This window comes from Burkholderia sp. PU8-34 (genome assembly GCF_053427725.1).
Genome location: NZ_JBSAXC010000006.1, coordinates 304,422 through 320,277, shown reverse-complemented (window position 1 = coordinate 320,277; position 15,856 = coordinate 304,422). Strand labels below are relative to the sequence as shown.

16 protein-coding genes are annotated in these 15,856 nt (G+C 69.4%); 13 read left to right on the top strand and 3 right to left on the bottom strand.

All coding sequences use genetic code 11. From position 1 onward, the window contains the following. Positions 1 to 45: 45 nt before the first annotated feature. From ACV22Z_RS17615 to ACV22Z_RS17605, 3 genes are all read right to left on the bottom strand, one after another. Positions 46 to 1,020 (bottom strand): quinone oxidoreductase family protein, encoded by a 975-nt coding sequence (locus ACV22Z_RS17615; protein WP_448077560.1) that lies wholly within the window; start codon positions 1,018 to 1,020, stop codon positions 46 to 48. 343 nt (positions 1,021 to 1,363) lie between these two features. Continuing rightward, positions 1,364 to 1,756 (bottom strand): methylglyoxal synthase, encoded by a 393-nt coding sequence (locus ACV22Z_RS17610; protein ID WP_448077559.1) that lies wholly within the window; start codon positions 1,754 to 1,756, stop codon positions 1,364 to 1,366. Between the two features lie 98 nt (positions 1,757 to 1,854). Next, positions 1,855 to 2,634: an SDR family oxidoreductase gene (locus ACV22Z_RS17605; RefSeq protein WP_448077558.1), complete on the bottom strand. Its 780-nt coding sequence runs from the start codon at positions 2,632 to 2,634 to the stop codon at positions 1,855 to 1,857. Positions 2,635 to 2,860: 226 nt separating this feature from the next. On the opposite strand from ACV22Z_RS17605, the gene upp reads away from it, so the two are divergent. From upp to ACV22Z_RS17540, 13 genes are all read left to right on the top strand, one after another. Continuing rightward, positions 2,861 to 3,511: a uracil phosphoribosyltransferase gene (gene upp, locus ACV22Z_RS17600; RefSeq protein WP_010091140.1), complete on the top strand. Its 651-nt coding sequence runs from the start codon at positions 2,861 to 2,863 to the stop codon at positions 3,509 to 3,511. 415 nt (positions 3,512 to 3,926) lie between these two features. After that, the gene (locus ACV22Z_RS17595; RefSeq protein ID WP_448077557.1) at positions 3,927 to 4,655 is read left to right on the top strand and encodes a YebC/PmpR family DNA-binding transcriptional regulator; all 729 of its coding nucleotides are present in this window, start codon (positions 3,927 to 3,929) and stop codon (positions 4,653 to 4,655) included. A 104-nt stretch (positions 4,656 to 4,759) separates the two neighbouring features. Continuing rightward, a complete protein-coding gene (gene purD / locus ACV22Z_RS17590) occupies positions 4,760 to 6,037 on the top strand; it encodes a phosphoribosylamine--glycine ligase (RefSeq protein WP_448077556.1) in 1,278 nt (425 codons plus the stop codon). A gap of 119 nt (positions 6,038 to 6,156) precedes the next feature. After that, positions 6,157 to 7,080, top strand: coding sequence for an oxygen-dependent coproporphyrinogen oxidase (hemF, locus tag ACV22Z_RS17585; RefSeq protein ID WP_448077555.1), 924 nt, complete (start codon positions 6,157 to 6,159; stop codon positions 7,078 to 7,080). Next, on the top strand, positions 7,077 to 7,850 hold the full coding sequence (locus ACV22Z_RS17580) for a nicotinate-nucleotide adenylyltransferase (RefSeq protein WP_448077633.1): 774 nt from the start codon (positions 7,077 to 7,079) through the stop codon (positions 7,848 to 7,850). The genes hemF and ACV22Z_RS17580 overlap by 4 nt, the downstream gene beginning before the upstream one ends. A gap of 4 nt (positions 7,851 to 7,854) precedes the next feature. Beyond that, positions 7,855 to 8,298, top strand: a complete 444-nt coding sequence (rsfS, locus tag ACV22Z_RS17575) for a ribosome silencing factor (protein WP_448077554.1) — start codon at positions 7,855 to 7,857, stop codon at positions 8,296 to 8,298. A 19-nt stretch (positions 8,299 to 8,317) separates the two neighbouring features. Next, positions 8,318 to 8,788 carry a 23S rRNA (pseudouridine(1915)-N(3))-methyltransferase RlmH gene (gene rlmH, locus ACV22Z_RS17570; RefSeq protein WP_448077553.1) on the top strand — a complete coding sequence of 157 codons (471 nt, stop codon included), beginning with the start codon at positions 8,318 to 8,320 and terminating at the stop codon, positions 8,786 to 8,788. Between the two features lie 49 nt (positions 8,789 to 8,837). Further along, positions 8,838 to 9,470 carry a Maf family protein gene (locus ACV22Z_RS17565; RefSeq protein WP_448077552.1) on the top strand — a complete coding sequence of 211 codons (633 nt, stop codon included), beginning with the start codon at positions 8,838 to 8,840 and terminating at the stop codon, positions 9,468 to 9,470. Positions 9,471 to 9,478: 8 nt separating this feature from the next. After that, positions 9,479 to 10,948 carry a ribonuclease G gene (gene rng, locus ACV22Z_RS17560; RefSeq protein ID WP_448077551.1) on the top strand — a complete coding sequence of 490 codons (1,470 nt, stop codon included), beginning with the start codon at positions 9,479 to 9,481 and terminating at the stop codon, positions 10,946 to 10,948. A gap of 66 nt (positions 10,949 to 11,014) precedes the next feature. Continuing rightward, positions 11,015 to 11,350: a YggL 50S ribosome-binding family protein gene (locus ACV22Z_RS17555; protein WP_448077550.1), complete on the top strand. Its 336-nt coding sequence runs from the start codon at positions 11,015 to 11,017 to the stop codon at positions 11,348 to 11,350. Between the two features lie 547 nt (positions 11,351 to 11,897). Beyond that, positions 11,898 to 13,169, top strand: coding sequence for a collagen-like triple helix repeat-containing protein (locus ACV22Z_RS17550; RefSeq protein WP_448077549.1), 1,272 nt, complete (start codon positions 11,898 to 11,900; stop codon positions 13,167 to 13,169). Between the two features lie 431 nt (positions 13,170 to 13,600). Then, on the top strand, positions 13,601 to 14,560 hold the full coding sequence (locus ACV22Z_RS17545; RefSeq protein ID WP_448077548.1) for a PRC-barrel domain-containing protein: 960 nt from the start codon (positions 13,601 to 13,603) through the stop codon (positions 14,558 to 14,560). After that, positions 14,557 to 15,837, top strand: a complete 1,281-nt coding sequence (locus ACV22Z_RS17540; protein ID WP_448077547.1) for an MFS transporter — start codon at positions 14,557 to 14,559, stop codon at positions 15,835 to 15,837. Before ACV22Z_RS17545 ends, ACV22Z_RS17540 begins: the two co-directional genes overlap by 4 nt. The last annotated feature ends 19 nt before the right edge of the window (positions 15,838 to 15,856 follow it).

Below are 15,856 nucleotides of genomic sequence, written 5' to 3'. Positions count from 1 at the left end.
GCCGCCCGGGAGATCGCGTGCCGGCGCGTGGCCGGCGCGGCAGGGTCAGGGGATGAGGATCGTCGAGCCGGTGGTCTTGCGCGCCTCGAGATCGGCGTGCGCGCGTGCAACTTCCGCGAGCGGATAGCGCTGGTTGATGCTGGTCTTGACCTTGCCCGACAGGATCACGTCGAACAGTTCGGCGGCGGCCGCTTCGAGGTCCGCGCGCTTCGCGATGTACGAGAACAGCGTCGGCCGCGTGAAGAACAGCGAGCCGCGCGACGAGAATTCCTTCGAGTCGATCGGCGGCAGCGGGCCCGACGCGTTGCCGAAACTGACGAAATAGCCGAGCGGCGAAAGGCAGTCGAGCGAGCCGACGTAGGTATCCTTGCCGATCGAATCGTAGACGACCGGCACGCCCGCGCCGTTCGTGATCTCCTTCACGCGCTGCGTGAAGTTCTCGCGCGTGTAGACGATCGGGTAGTCGCAGCCGTGCGCCTTCGCGAGTTCGGCCTTCTCGTCCGAGCCGACCGTGCCGATCACGGTCGCGCCGAGCGCCTTCGCCCACTGGCACACGAGCAGGCCGACCCCGCCTGCCGCCGCATGGATCAGGATCGTGTCGCCGGCCTTCACCGGGTACGTGCGGCGCAGCAGGTAATGCGCGGTCAGGCCCTGCAGCATCACCGACGCCGCGTCGTCATAGCCGATCCCGTCCGGCAGCTTCACCAGGCGCTCGGCGGGCATCACGCGCTCCTGCGCGTACGCACCCGGCGGCTGCCCGCAATAGGCGACGCGATCGCCGGGCTTGAGCGAGGTGACGCCGGCGCCGACCGCCGTCACCTCGCCCGCCGCCTCCATCCCGAGGCCGCCCGGCAGCGGCTGCGGATAGAGACCCGTGCGGAAATACACGTCGATGTAGTTGAGCCCGACTGCGTGCTGCCGGATGCGGACCTCGCCCGCCTGCGGCTCGCCGACCTCGACGTCGACCCACTTCATCACGTCCGGGCCGCCGGCCTGGTCGTATCGGATTGCTTTCGGCATCGTTTCGCTCCTCGTCTTCGTGTTCTGTCAGGGGAAAGTTCGGGTCCGGCGACGCTGCGCGCCCTGCTCCGGCCTGATTCCGGGTGAGCCGCGCATCGCGACGCCCGATTCTCGCGCGTCGCGGCAATCCGTGCATTGCCCTGCAACCAGCAGGGGCAATTCAGGTGGCCGCCGCATTCCGGCGCCCCGCCTGGCCGGCGGCAGCCAGGCCGCTGCACCTGACCGGTTGCAGCGAACCGGTCGCAGCTAACCGGCCCCGCCTGGCCGACCCCGCCTAGGCGGCCGCGCCCAGCCGGCCCACCTGGCCGGCCCCACCTAGGCGGCCCCACCTAGCCGGCCGCACCTAGGCGGCCCCCGCCATCTTCCGCATCAGGTCGTCGAGCAGCATCCGCGCGGTCGCGACGTTGGTCGCGCACGGCACGTCGTGCACGTCGCACGCGCGCACGAGCGCGGTGATGTCCGGATCGTGCGGCTGCGCGGTCATCGGGTCGCGCAGGAACACGACGATGTCGACCCGGCCCTCGGCCAGCTCGGCGCCGATCTGCAGGTCGCCGCCGAGCGGCCCGGACAGCTTGCGCTCGACGTCGAGCCCGTGCGCGGCCGCGATGCGGCCGCCCGTCGTGCCGGTCGCGACCAGCCGGCAGTGCGCGAGCGTCGCGCGATATTCGCCCGCGAGCGCGACGATCTCGTCCTTCTTCGCGTCGTGCGCAATCAGTGCGATGCGGGGTGTGCTCATCTCCAGATCCTTCGTCGTTCAGGTTGTTGTCGTCAGCAGAAAGCAGGAAGCGCGGCACGAGCCGCGCCCGTGAGAACGTTCCCGTTGAAAAGTGCCCGTTAAAACGTGCCCGGATAAGCGCCGCCGTCGAGCAGCCAGTTCTGCCCGGTGATGTAGCCCGCGTGCACGCTGCACAGGAACGCGCACGCGGCACCGAACTCGCTGCGCGTGCCGAGGCGTCCGGCCGGGATGTCCTTCGCGCGCCGCTCGCGCATCTCGTCGACGGTCACGCCCTGCGCGTTCGCCTGCGCGGTGAGCGTCGTCGCGATCCGGTCCGTGTCGAACAGGCCCGGCAGCAGGTTGTTGACGGTCACGTTGTGCGCGGCGACCCTGCGCGCGAGCCCCGCGACGAACCCCGTCAGCCCCGAGCGCGCGCCGTTCGACAGCGCGAGCACGTCGATCGGCGCCTTCACGGCCGAGCTCGTGATGTTGACGATGCGGCCGAAACGACGCGCGATCATCCCGTCGACGGTCGCGCGGATCAGCTCGATCGGCGTCAGCATGTTCGACTCGAGCGCGCGGATCCAGTCGTCGTGCGAGAAGTCGCGGAAATCGCCCGGCGGCGGGCCGCCGGCATTCGTCACGAGAATGTCCGGCTGCGGACAGGCGGCGAGCGCGGCCGCGCGCCCGTCCGGCGTCGTGATGTCGCACGCGATCGCCGTCACGGCGACGCCCGACGCCTGGCGAATCGCGTCCGCGGTCGCCTCCAGCGTGTCGCGCGTGCGCGCGACGATCACGAGATTCACGCCCTCGGCGGCCAGCGCTTCCGCGCAGCCGCGCCCGAGGCCCTTGCTTGCCGCGCACACGAGCGCGGTCTTTCCTGCGATGCCGAGATCCATCGTCGATGTTCCCTGGTTGAGGCGCGCCGCCGGCCGCCCGCCCGTTCGCGCCGGATACGAGCCGGCGATCGTGCACAAACGGGCCTGACAGCGCGCGGGTTGTCGGTGAGACGTCGATAATATCCGGATCGCGCGAGCCGTCTTGGTAAACTTGCGCCATTGCGCGCAGACGGGCCCGCCGCCCGCCTGCCGCCCCCGATCCCCTTTTGCCTCTGGGCACCCCGTCATGAAACAGGACAGCCGTTTCCCGAATCTCTTCATCCTCGATCACCCGCTGATCCAGCACAAGCTGACCCACATGCGCGACAAGGACACGTCGACGCGCACGTTCCGCGAGCTGCTGCGCGAGATCACGCTGCTGATGGGCTACGAGATCACCCGCAACCTGCCGATCACGACCAAGCGGGTCGAAACCCCGCTCGTCGAGATCGACGCACCGGTGATCGCCGGCAAGAAACTCGCGATCGTGCCGGTGCTGCGCGCGGGCGTCGGGATGTCGGACGGCCTGCTCGACCTCGTTCCGTCGGCGCGCGTCGGCCACATCGGCGTGTATCGCGCGGACGACCATCGCCCGGTCGAATACCTCGTGCGCCTGCCGGACCTCGAGGACCGGATCTTCATCCTGTGCGACCCGATGGTCGCGACCGGCTACTCGGCCGTGCATGCGGTCGACGTGCTGAAGCGCCGCAACGTGCCGGCCGCGAACATCATGTTCGTCGCGCTCGTCGCCGCGCCGGAAGGCGTGCAGGTGTTCCAGGATGCGCACCCTGACGTGAAGCTGTACGTCGCGTCGCTCGACTCGCACCTGAACGAGCACGCGTACATCGTGCCGGGCCTCGGCGACGCGGGCGACCGCCTGTTCGGCACGAAGAACTGACGGACGACCATCCGGGCCGGCGCACCCGGGGCAGACCATCCGGCGGCCGACGAAACGGGAGACCAGGAGACGGCCATCCGGGACCGGCGAACCGGGGGACGGCCATCCGGGGACGGCTATCCGGAGACGGCCATCCGGGGACGGCCATCCGGGCCGTCCGTCCCGCGGCTGGCGCAGCGGCGTCCATTCGGTGAATCCGCAGCCTTGGGCCGTCCGGCGCCGGCGAACGCTCCCGGGCCGCCGCCCCCGGCCGTTCGGCCATGCGCGACGGCCCCAAGCGGGGGCCCGCCGCGTGATAAAATCTCGTTCCACTCGACACGCGGCCCCGCGGCTTCATGCCCGCCGGAGCGGCCGCCGAATCAACGACACATTGGCTTAAACGCCCGCGCATCGCGCCCGGGCGACGGAGAAACGTATGGCTGGTCACTCGAAATGGGCCAACATCAAGCATAAGAAGGCAGCAGCCGACGCGAAGCGCGGCAAGGTCTGGACCCGCCTGATCAAGGAAATTCAGGTCGCGGCGCGCCTCGGCGGCGGCGACGTCGGCTCGAACCCGCGCCTGCGTCTCGCGGTCGACAAGGCGGCCGACGCGAACATGCCGAAGGACAACGTCAAGCGCGCGATCGATCGCGGCGTCGGCGGCGCGGACGGCGCGAACTACGAGGAAATCCGCTACGAAGGCTACGGCATCGGCGGCGCGGCAATCATCGTCGATACGCTGACCGACAACCGCACCCGCACGGTCGCGGAAGTGCGTCACGCGTTCTCGAAGTTCGGCGGCAACATGGGCACCGACGGCTCGGTCGCGTTCATGTTCGATCACGTCGGCCAGTTCCTGTTCGCGCCGGGCACGTCGGAAGACACGCTGATGGAAGCGGCGCTCGAGGCGGGCGCGGACGACGTCAGCACGAACGACGACGGCTCGATCGAAGTGCTGTGCGACTGGCAGGAATTCTCGAAGGTGAAGGACGCGCTCGAAGCCGCCGGCTTCAAGGCCGAACTCGCCGAAGTGACGATGAAGCCGCAGAACGAAGTCGAATTCACCGGCGACGATGCGGCGAAGATGCAGAAGCTCCTGGACGCGCTCGAGAACCTCGACGACGTGCAGGACGTGTACACGAACGCCATCGTCGTCGAGGAATGAGATGCCTGCCGCCGTGCAACGCTGGCGGCGGCGGCCCGACCGATATCGCGGCCGGCGCGCCTGAGCGTGCCGGCCGCCCTGTTTTCTAGTCTGCGGGGAATCCCATGAAACTACTCGTCGTCGGTTCCGGCGGCCGCGAACATGCGCTGGCGTGGAAGCTCGCGCAGTCGCCGCGCGTCCAGATGGTCTACGTCGCGCCCGGCAATGGCGGCACGGCGCAGGACGAGCGCCTGAAGAATGTCGACATCACGTCGCTCGACGCGCTCGCCGATTTCGCGGAAAGCGAAGGCGTCGCGTTCACGCTCGTCGGCCCGGAAGCGCCGCTCGCGGCCGGCATCGTCAACCTGTTCCGCGCGCGCGGCCTGAAGGTCTTCGGCCCGACCCGCGAAGCGGCGCAGCTCGAAAGCTCGAAGGATTTCGCGAAGGCGTTCATGAAGCGCCACGGCATCCCGACCGCCGACTACGAAACCTTCTCCGACGCGGCCGCCGCGCATGCGTACATCGACGCGAAGGGCGCACCGATCGTCGTGAAGGCCGACGGCCTTGCGGCCGGCAAGGGCGTCGTCGTCGCGATGTCGCTGGAAGAAGCGCATGCGGCCGTCGACATGATGCTGTCGGGCAACAAGCTCGGCGATGCGGGCGCGCGTGTCGTGATCGAGGAATTCCTCGACGGCGAGGAAGCGAGCTTCATCGTGATGGTCGACGGCAAGCACGCGCTGGCGCTGGCGTCCAGCCAGGACCACAAGCGCCTGCTCGACGAGGACCGCGGCCCGAACACGGGCGGCATGGGCGCGTATTCCCCGGCCCCGATCGTTACGCCGCAGATGCACGCGCGCGTGATGCGCGAGATCATCATGCCGACCGTGCGCGGCATGGAGAAGGACGGCATCCGCTTCACGGGCTTCCTGTACGCGGGCCTGATGATCGACAAGGAAGGCAATCCGCGCACGCTGGAATTCAACTGCCGGATGGGCGACCCCGAGACGCAGCCGATCATGGCGCGCCTGAAGAGCGATTTCTCGAAGGTCGTCGAGCAGGCGATCGCGGGCACGCTCGACACGGTCGAGCTCGACTGGGACCGCCGCACCGCGCTCGGCGTCGTGCTGGCCGCGCACGGCTATCCGGACGCACCGCGCAAGGGCGACCGCATCAACGGGATCCCGGCCGAGACCGGGCAGGCCGTGACGTTTCACGCGGGCACGACGCTCGACGGCGACAAGCTGACGACGTCGGGCGGCCGCGTGCTGTGCGTGGTCGGCCTCGCCGATTCGGTGCGCGAAGCGCAGCAGCATGCTTACGAAACGATCAACCAGATCAATTTCGAAGGCATGCAGTACCGCCGCGACATCGGCTACCGCGCGCTGAACCGCAAGAGCGCGTGACGTTGGCAACCGGCGCCCCGCTCAGGCGGCGGCGCCCTCCTCTGCCGGGGTTCGATAGAATGCCCGGCAGATGCTTTTTTACGCACACCCTTTTTCCGAAGGGGGCATCCAGTCCTGACATGACCGATTCGACCTACGACGTGGCGCGCGTGCGCGCGTACCTCCAAGGCCTGCAGACGCGCATCGCCGACGCGCTTGGCGCACTCGACGGCACCCCGCTCGCGACCGACACCTGGCAGCGCGAACCCGGCGAGCGCCTGCGCGGCGGCGGCTGCACGCGCATCCTCGAGGACGGACAGGTGTTCGAGCGTGCGGGCATCGGCTTTTCCGACGTCGCGGGCGATGCGCTGCCGCCGTCGGCGAGTGCGGCGCGCCCGCAGCTCGCGGGCCGCGGCTTCGAGGCGATCGGCGTGTCGCTCGTGCTGCACCCGCGCAATCCGTATTGCCCGACCGTGCACATGAACGTGCGGATGCTGATCGCGACGAAGCCCGGCGAGGAACCCGTGTTCTGGTTCGGCGGCGGCATGGATCTGACGCCGATTTACGGCTTCGAGGACGACGCGCGGCACTTCCACCAGACCTGCAAGGATGCGCTCGATCCGTTCGGCGCAGACCTGTATCCGCGCTTCAAGAAGTGGTGCGACGAGTATTTTTTCCTCAAGCACCGTAATGAAGCGCGCGGCATCGGCGGGATCTTCTTCGACGATTTCGCCGAGCCCGGTTTCGAACGCGCGTTCGAGATGATGCAAAGCGTCGGCGACGCGTTCCTGGCCGCCTACCTGCCGATCGTCGAGCGCCGCCGCGACACGCCGTACGGCGAGCGCGAGCGCGCGTTCCAGGCGTACCGCCGCGGCCGCTACGTCGAGTTCAACCTCGTGTTCGACCGGGGCACGCTGTTCGGCCTGCAAAGCGGCGGCCGGACCGAGTCGATCCTGATGTCGATGCCGCCCGTCGCGAACTGGCGCTACAACTGGCAGCCCGAGCCGGGAACGCCGGAAGCGCGCCTGTACAGCGACTTCATCGTGCCGCGCGACTGGGTCTGAGCCCCGCGCGCCACTGCAACGTACCGCAACGCACCGCAACGCAACGCACCGCAACAAAAGGACGCTTTCTGGACACCACCGCCCGAACCGCCTCGCTGCCACGCCGTATTGGCCTGCTGGGCGGCACGTTCGACCCGATCCACGACGGCCACCTCGCGCTCGCGCGCCGCTTCGCCGAGGTGCTCGGCCTGACCGAGCTCGTGCTGCTGCCCGCCGGGCAGCCGTACCAGAAGCGCGACGTGTCCGCGGCCGAGCACCGCCTCGCGATGACGCGCGCGGCCGCCAGCGCGTTCGCGCTGCCCGGCGCGACAGTCAGCGTCGCGACCGACGAGATCGAGCACGCGGGGCCGACCTATACGGTCGATACGCTCGCGCGCTGGCGCGAACGGATCGGCCCCGATGCGTCGCTGTCGCTGCTGATCGGCGCCGACCAGCTCGTGCGCCTCGATACGTGGCACGACTGGCGGCGGCTGTTCGACTACGCGCACATCTGCGTGTCGACGCGCCCCGGCTTCGAGCTTGCTGCGGCGCCGCAGGCGGTCACGCAGGAAGTCGCCGCGCGGCAGGCCGGCGCGGACGTGCTGAAGGCTACGCCGGCCGGTCGCATCCTGATCGACACGACGCTCGCGTTCGACATCGCCGCGACCGACATCCGCGCGCACCTGCGCGACTGCCTCGCGCGCCGCGCGCACACGCCCGACGCGGCGGCCGAGCACGTGCCGCCCGCCGTGTGGGCCTATATTCTTCAACATCGTCTCTACCAATCCTGAATCCATGGATATTCGCAAACTGCAGCGCGTCATCGTCGACGCCCTCGAAGACATCAAGGCGCAAGACATCAAAGTGTTCAACACGAGCCACCTGACCGAGCTGTTCGATCGCGTGATCGTCGCATCCGGCACGTCGAACCGCCAGACCAAGGCGCTCGCGTCGAACGTGCGCGACAAGGTCAAGGAAGCCGGCGGCGACGTCGTCAGCTCCGAAGGCGAGGACACCGGCGAATGGGTACTCGTCGACTGCGGCGACGCGGTCGTGCACATCCTGCAGCCCGCGCTGCGCCAGTACTACAACCTCGAGGAAATCTGGGGCGACAAGCCGGTGCGGATGAAGCTCGGCGGCGGCAAGGCGCCGAACGGTGCGGCCGCGAGCAACGACGACGAGGAGGACGAGGAAGAAGTCGCCCGTCCGGCCCGGAAGGCGCCTGCGCGCCGCCGCTGAGTCGTCACGCATCGTCCCGATGAAGCTCTTCATCCTTGCGGTCGGCCACAAGATGCCCGGCTGGATCGCATCCGGCTTCGACGAATATGCGAAGCGGATGCCGCCCGAGCTGCGCATCGAGCTGCGCGAGATCAAGCCCGAACTGCGTTCCGGCGGCCGCAGCGCCGAAAGCGTGATGGCCGCCGAGCGGCAGAAGATCGAGGCCGCGCTGCCGAAGAACGCGCGGATCGTCGCGCTCGACGAGCGCGGCCGCGACTGGACCACGATGCAGCTCGCCCAGGCGCTGCCCGGCTGGCAGCAGGACGGCCGGGACGTCGCGTTCGTGATCGGCGGCGCCGACGGCCTCGATCCGGAGCTGAAGGGGCGCGCCGACCTGCTGCTGCGCATCTCGAGCATGACCCTGCCGCACGGGATGGTGCGCGTGCTGCTCGCCGAACAGCTTTACCGGGCGTGGAGCATCACGCAGAATCACCCCTATCACCGCGCATGACGCGTCGTCCTCGCGACGCGCGCCGCGCGCCCCAAGAGATAACGACACCATGCCGTCCAGCACCACCTCCGCGCTGTTCCCGACCCTCTACCTCGCTTCGCAAAGCCCGCGCCGCCAGGAGCTGCTGCAGCAGATCGGCGTGCGCTTCGAGCTGCTGCTGCCCCGCCCCGACGAGGACGCCGAAGCGCTCGAAGCCGAGCTGCCCGGCGAAGCCGCCGACGACTACGTGCTGCGCGTGACCGTCGCGAAGGCCGAGGCCGCACGCTCGCGCCTCGTCGCGAGCGGCAAGCCGGCCGCGCCGCTGCTCGTCGCCGATACGACCGTGACGATCGACGGCGCGATCCTCGGCAAGCCCGCCGACCCGGCCGACGCGCTCGCGATGCTCTCCCGCCTCGCCGGGCGCGAGCACGAAGTGCTGACAGCGGTGGCGGTGGTCGATGCGCGCGGCGAACTGCTGCCGCCCGCGCTGTCGCGCTCGTCGGTGCGCTTCGCGGCCGCGTCGCGCGACGCGTTCGCACGCTACGTCGAGACCGGCGAGCCGTTCGGCAAGGCCGGTGCGTACGCGATCCAGGGACGCGCGGCCGAGTTCGTCGAGCAAATCGCAGGTTCCCATTCAGGTATCATGGGTCTGCCCCTTTTTGAGACTGCGGCGCTGCTGCGCACCGCGCGCGTCGACTTCTGAATCGCACCATGAACGAAGAAATCCTGATCAACATCACGCCGCAGGAAACGCGGGTCGCACTCGTCCAGCAAGGCGCGGTGCAGGAGCTTCACGTCGAGCGCACGCTGTCGCGCGGACGCGTCGGCAACATCTACCTCGGCAAGGTCGTGCGCGTGCTGCCTGGCATGCAGTCGGCGTTCATCGACATCGGCCTCGAGCGCGCGGCGTTCCTGCATGTTGCCGACATCTGGCAGCCGCGCCTGAACGGCGAGCCGCATACGAGCGCGCCGCACCAGCCGATCGAAAAGACCGTGTTCGAGGGCCAGACGCTGATGGTCCAGGTCATCAAGGACCCGATCGGCACGAAGGGCGCGCGGCTGTCGACGCAGGTCAGCATCGCGGGCCGCACGCTCGTCTACCTGCCGCAGGAGCCGCACATCGGCATCTCGCAGAAGATCGAGAGCGAGGCCGAGCGCGAGGCCGTGCGCGCGCGCCTGACCGCAGTGATCCCGCCGGACGAGAAAGGCGGCTACATCGTGCGCACGATCGCCGAGGACGCGACCTCCGACGAACTCGCCGGCGACGTCACCTACCTGCGCAAGACCTGGGCGACGATCGTCGCCCAGGCGCAGCGGCTGCCGGCGACGAGCCTGCTGTACCAGGATCTCGACCTCGCGCAGCGCGTGCTGCGCGACTTCGCGAACGACGACACGTCGCGCATCCAGGTCGATTCGCGCGAGACGTACCAGCGGCTCGCCGAATTCGCGGCCGAGTTCACGCCGGCCGTGAGCCCGAAGCTGCACCACTACACGGGCGAGCGGCCGCTGTTCGACCTGTACAACATCGAGACGGAAATCCAGCGCGCGCTGTCGCGGCGGGTCGACCTGAAGTCGGGCGGTTACCTGATGATCGACCAGACCGAGGCGATGACGACGATCGACGTGAACACGGGCGGCTACGTCGGCGCGCGCAACTTCGACGACACGATCTTCAAGACCAACCTCGAGGCCGCGCACACGATCGCGCGGCAATTGCGGCTGCGCAACCTCGGCGGGATCATCATCATCGACTTCATCGACATGGAGAACGCCGAGCATCGCGACGCCGTACTGTCCGAGCTGAAGAAGGCGCTCGCGCGCGACCGCACGCGCGTGACCGTCAACGGCTTCTCGCAGCTCGGGCTCGTCGAGATGACGCGCAAGCGCACGCGCGAATCGCTCGCGCACGTGCTGTGCGAGCCGTGCCCGACCTGCCAGGGCAAGGGCCAGGTGAAGACGTCGCGCACCGTGTGCTACGACATCCTGCGCGAGATCCTGCGCGAATCGCGGCAGTTCAATCCGCGCGAATTCCGCGTGATCGCCGCGCAGCAGGTGATCGACCTGTTCCTCGACGAGGAATCGCAGCATCTCGCGATGCTGATCGACTTCATCGGCAAGCCCGTGTCGCTGCAGGTCGAGTCGAATCTCAGCCAGGAGCAATACGACATCGTGCTGATGTAAAGCGCGGCCGGCCGCACCGGGCACGGCATTTCCCCTTTCCACCCAGACACTCACGCATCACACATCATGAGCAAGCACTACAACCGCCGCCAGCGCAAGAAACTCCACATCGGCGAATTCCAGGAACTCGCCTTCACCATCTCCGCGCAATTCCGCAACGAACCGACCGACCTCGAACGCGGCGAAATGATCGACGCGTTCATCGACTTCGTCGAGGCGAACGGCCTGTTGACCGTCGCCTCCGCGGAAGAAGGCATCGTCGCCTATGTGATCTCCGGCGCACCGCGCGGCACGACGACGGACGAAGATCGCGAAACGGTCCGTGCGTGGCTCGAAGCGCGCGCGGAACTCGCTCAGGTCGAGCTCGGCGCGTTCACCGACGCCTGGTATCCCGAGGCCTGACCTTCCCGCCGCATCGACGGCCGCGGCCCCGTGCCCGGCTGTCGAGCGCGCACCGCTGACGTGCGCAAGTGCGCCGCTGCGGCGCCTGCCTGCCCTCTCCGTCTCCTGCTGCGCCCTCTCCCCCCTCACGCCGCGAAGCGCGACCGCGCTCGACACGACCTGCACACGCATCGTGCCCCCACGCACTGGGATCCGCGATCGTGTTGTCATCGCATTCCCTGATCGGACGATTGAATCGGATGCTTACTTCAATTTAACGATGGTTAAAGGAAGCGTCGCAAACGTTCATCTACTCTGATCGCGAAGAATCCGACGAATCCCGACGCGATCGGCAAGCAATACGAAAGAATGTCAGCCGTTCGTTTCAAACGCGATCCGGATTCCGACCCAGGCAAGCAGCACGGCACGACGACAGGCCAGACAGGGAGACAACCGATGACGCGCCGACCACCCCCGCACTTCGGCGAGAGGTTCGCCAGCGACGCAACGCCGACAGCAATGCCAGCCTGACTCCGTTCCATTGATTCGAGACGAGGAAGACACGACCATGTTGAACATCCATTGCCAAGCACTCCGAATGACCCTGATCGCAGCAGGCGCCGCGACCCTGCTGTCGCTGTCCGCGTGCGGCGGCTCCGGCACGCTGAGCCAGGGCACGGGCGGCTCCGGTTCCGGTTCGGGCGCCACGACCGCCACGACCGCCACGACGGGCGACACCAGCAACGGCTCGGGCAGCAGCGGCAGCGGTTCCGGCAGCGCCAACGGCAGCGGCACGACCACCGCCGGAAGCACGGGCACCACGGGCGGCACGTCAGGCAGCAGCGGCACGTCGGCCAATGCGGTCGGCCAGACGGCGGCCGCGTCGAGCAACATCGTGACTGCCGCGGGCGGCGCCGTTTCCGGCGTCGGCACGACGATCACCGGCCAGTCGGTGCCGGGCGCCAGCCCCGCGACGACGCAGGGGCTCGGCGCTGTCGTGCAGGACACGGGTGCTGCCGTGACGACGCTCGGCAACGGCATCGGCTCCGGGCTCGGCCAGCTCGGTGCATCGTCGAACCCGGTCGGCACCACGGTCGCGAGCACGGGCGGCGTGGTCACGAATCTCGGCAATGCGGTCGCGGCGACCGGTGGTGTCGTGTCGAGCCTCGGCGGCAGCGGTTCGGCGCTGTCGCCGCTCGCGCCGGTCACGTCGCCCGTCGGCGGCGCGATCACGACGCTCGGCAACACGATCGCGGGCGGCGGCGCGACGCTCGGCACGCAGCTGTCGACGGGCCCCGTCGCGCAGGTCACGGGCGCCGCCGGCTCGGCGATCACGCCGATCACGTCGACGGTCGGCTCGGTCACGCAGACCGTCGCGTCGAGCACGCCGCTCGGCACACCGCTCACGAATCTCGTCACGACCGTCGGCAATGGCGTCGCGGGCGCCGGCACGACGATCGCGAAGACCGGCAACAACCCTGTGACGACCGGGGTCGGCAACGTCGTGACGGCCACCGGCAACACGGTCGCGACCGCGGGCACCACGTTGCTCGGCGGCGGTGGCAGCCCCGGCGCGACGAATCCGCTCGCGCCGGTGACCGGGCTCGTATCGACCGCGACCGGCGCGCTGGGCAGCGCAACGGGTGGCGCAACGAGCGGCGGCAGCGCGACCGGCGCACTCACGTCGGCCGTCAGCACGGTCACTGGCGCGGTGTCGGGCACCGCCGGCGGCTCGCCGGCCGGCGGGCTGACCGGCAGCACGTCGGGTGGCGCGCTGACGAAGACCGGCACCGGGCTGCTCGCGCCCGTCACGACCGCGCTCGGCGGGCTGGTCAAGTAACGCGTCACGCGGCCTCTTCGCCGTCGATCGGCACGACGGAGGGGCCGCAAGCGAAAGGGTCTCGCCGGCGCCCGCGGAATCGCGAAATGGCGTCCGGTGCCAGAACGGGGGCTTCCGGTTCGGGTTACTGCTTGCCGCGGCACGGCATCCGGACACGCAGGACGCCGCCCGCCATCGCCGGACACGGCCGGAAGTCGCCCGACAGGCGCCGTGCAGGGCACCGCCGGGCGCCGCCCCCACATTCCGCCCCTCCCCGCCTGCCTCCTGCCAACACCGGTTTCCTTCCACGATTCACCGCGATCGCCCCGACTTCATCGGCCTTTCCCGCGAGACACGTTAAACTCTCCCCTCGCGTGGTGCGCCGCCCGCACCCGCCATCCATCGCCAGCCACGTGCGTTCGCGCCCGTCCCGACCCCTGGAGTGAGTTTCAATGAGCGGCGGATATCCGCTTCCCGCGTCCCGCATGTCGTTCCCGTCCTCGACAGCCTTCCTCGTCCTCGCCGCCGCCACGCTGCTGTCCGGCTGTGGGCTGCTGCCGACCCAGAACCCGCCCGCGCCGATCAGCGAGGCACTCGTCGAGCCGGTCGAAGAGACCGCCGGCGAGCCGCTGACGATGCCGCCCGTGCCCGCGCCGGTCGAGCCCGGCGCCGAAGCGCCGAAAAAAACGCCCCGCGAACCCGTCCGGCCGAAGCCCGTCCAGCGTCCCGTCTCGCCGCCGCCCGCGCAGCCCGCGCCGGCGCCGCTCGTCGCGACGCGCACGCTCGACCGCAACCAGCTCCACGCGCTGCTCGACAGCGAGGTGCAGCGGCGCAGCGGCAAGGTGATCGGCCGCGCGGTCGACATGGTGACCGACGCAAGCGGCAAGCCGCGCGAAATGATCGTCAACCTGCAGGGCTTCATGGGCGTCGGCGATCGCAAGGTCAGCTTCCCGTGGAACGTGTTCCGCTTCACGCCGGGCGGCAAGCGCGAGCCGATCGTGCTCGACGTGGCGCCAGGTGAACTGCCGCCCGCCGCCCGCCCGAAGGTGTTGCCGCGTTCGGGCCCCGGCACCGGGCCGTCCGCAACGCGCCTGCCGATCCTCGACAGCGACGTCGAGCGGCCGAACGGCGCGAAGATCGGCCGCGTCGTCGACGTGCTGATCGACCGGGACGCGCAGCCGCAGGCGATCGTGCTCGATCTCGGCGGCCTCGTCGACCCGAACGGCCGCACGATCGCCGCGAACTGGGCCGCGCTGCGCTTCGTCATGCGCGACCAGGCGCTGCACCCGCTGCTCGACCTGAACGACGCGCAGATCAAGGCGTCGCCGCCCTATGCGGCCGACAAGCCCATCGTCGCGGTCTCGCCGCCCGCCGCCGCAGCGCCGGCCTCTTCCGCGAGTGCCACACGATGACGATCCAGCATTCCGTCAGCGTGCGCAGTCTCCGGGCCCTCGACTGGCTCAACTTCTTCGTCGCAAACGTTCAAACGGGTTTCGGCCCTTTCATCGCGTCGTACCTCGCATCGCACAAGTGGACGCAAGGCCAAATCGGCATGGTGCTGTCGATCGGCACGATCAGCGCAATGGTGAGCCAGGTGCCGGGCGGCGCGGCTGTCGACGCGCTGAAGAACAAGAAAGGCGCGGCCGCGTGGGCGATCGCGGCGATCATCCTGTCCGCGGTGCTGCTCGCGGCAAGCCCGACCATCGTGCCGGTGATCGCGGCCGAGGTGTTCCACGGCTTCGCGAGCTGCATGCTCGTGCCGGCGATGGCCGCGATCTCGTTCGCGCTCGTCGGCCGCGCGGACCTCGGCGACCGGCTCGGCCGCAACGCGCGCTGGGCATCGATCGGCAGTGCGGTCGCGGCGGGCCTGATGGGGCTCACCGGCGAATACTTCTCCGCGCGCGCGGTGTTCTGGCTGACCGCCGTGCTCGCGCTGCCCGCCCTGTTCGCGCTCGCGATGATCCAGCCGACCCATACGGTGATCCCGCACGGCAGGCCCAGGCACGACCCCAAGGACAAGGAACAGGACAACGCCGACGGCGAACGACGCGAGACGCTGCTCGAACTGCTGCGCGACCGGCGCATGCTGATCTTCGCCGCGTGCGTCGTGCTGTTCCACCTGTCGAACGCGGCGATGCTCAACCTCGCGGCCGGCGAAGTGACGGCCGGGATGGGCGACAACGTGCAGCTCGTGATCGCCGCGTGCATCATCGTGCCGCAGGCGATCGTCGCGATGCTGTCGCCGTGGGTCGGCCGCTCCGCACAGCGCTGGGGCCGCCGGCCGATCCTGCTGCTCGGCTTCTCGGCGCTGCCCGTGCGCGCGCTGTTGTTCGCCGGCGTGAGCAGCCCGTACCTGCTCGTGCCGGTGCAGATGCTCGACGGCATCAGCGCCGCGGTGTTCGGCGTGATGCTGCCGCTGATCGCCGCGGACGTCGCGGGCGGCAAGGGCCGCTACAACCTGTGCATCGGCCTGTTCGGCCTTGCGGCGGGAATCGGCGCAACCTTCAGCACGGCCGCGGCCGGTTATGTCGCCGATCATTTCGGCAATGCGGTCAGCTTCTTCGGGCTCGCCGCCGCGGGCGCGCTCGCGGTACTGCTGGTGTGGCTCGGGATGCCGGAGACGCGCGTCGAGAATGGCGACGACGCGGCCGAGGCGCCCGCCACCGCCTCGCCCGAGGAAGCACACTGACACGCACACGCGCCGCCAT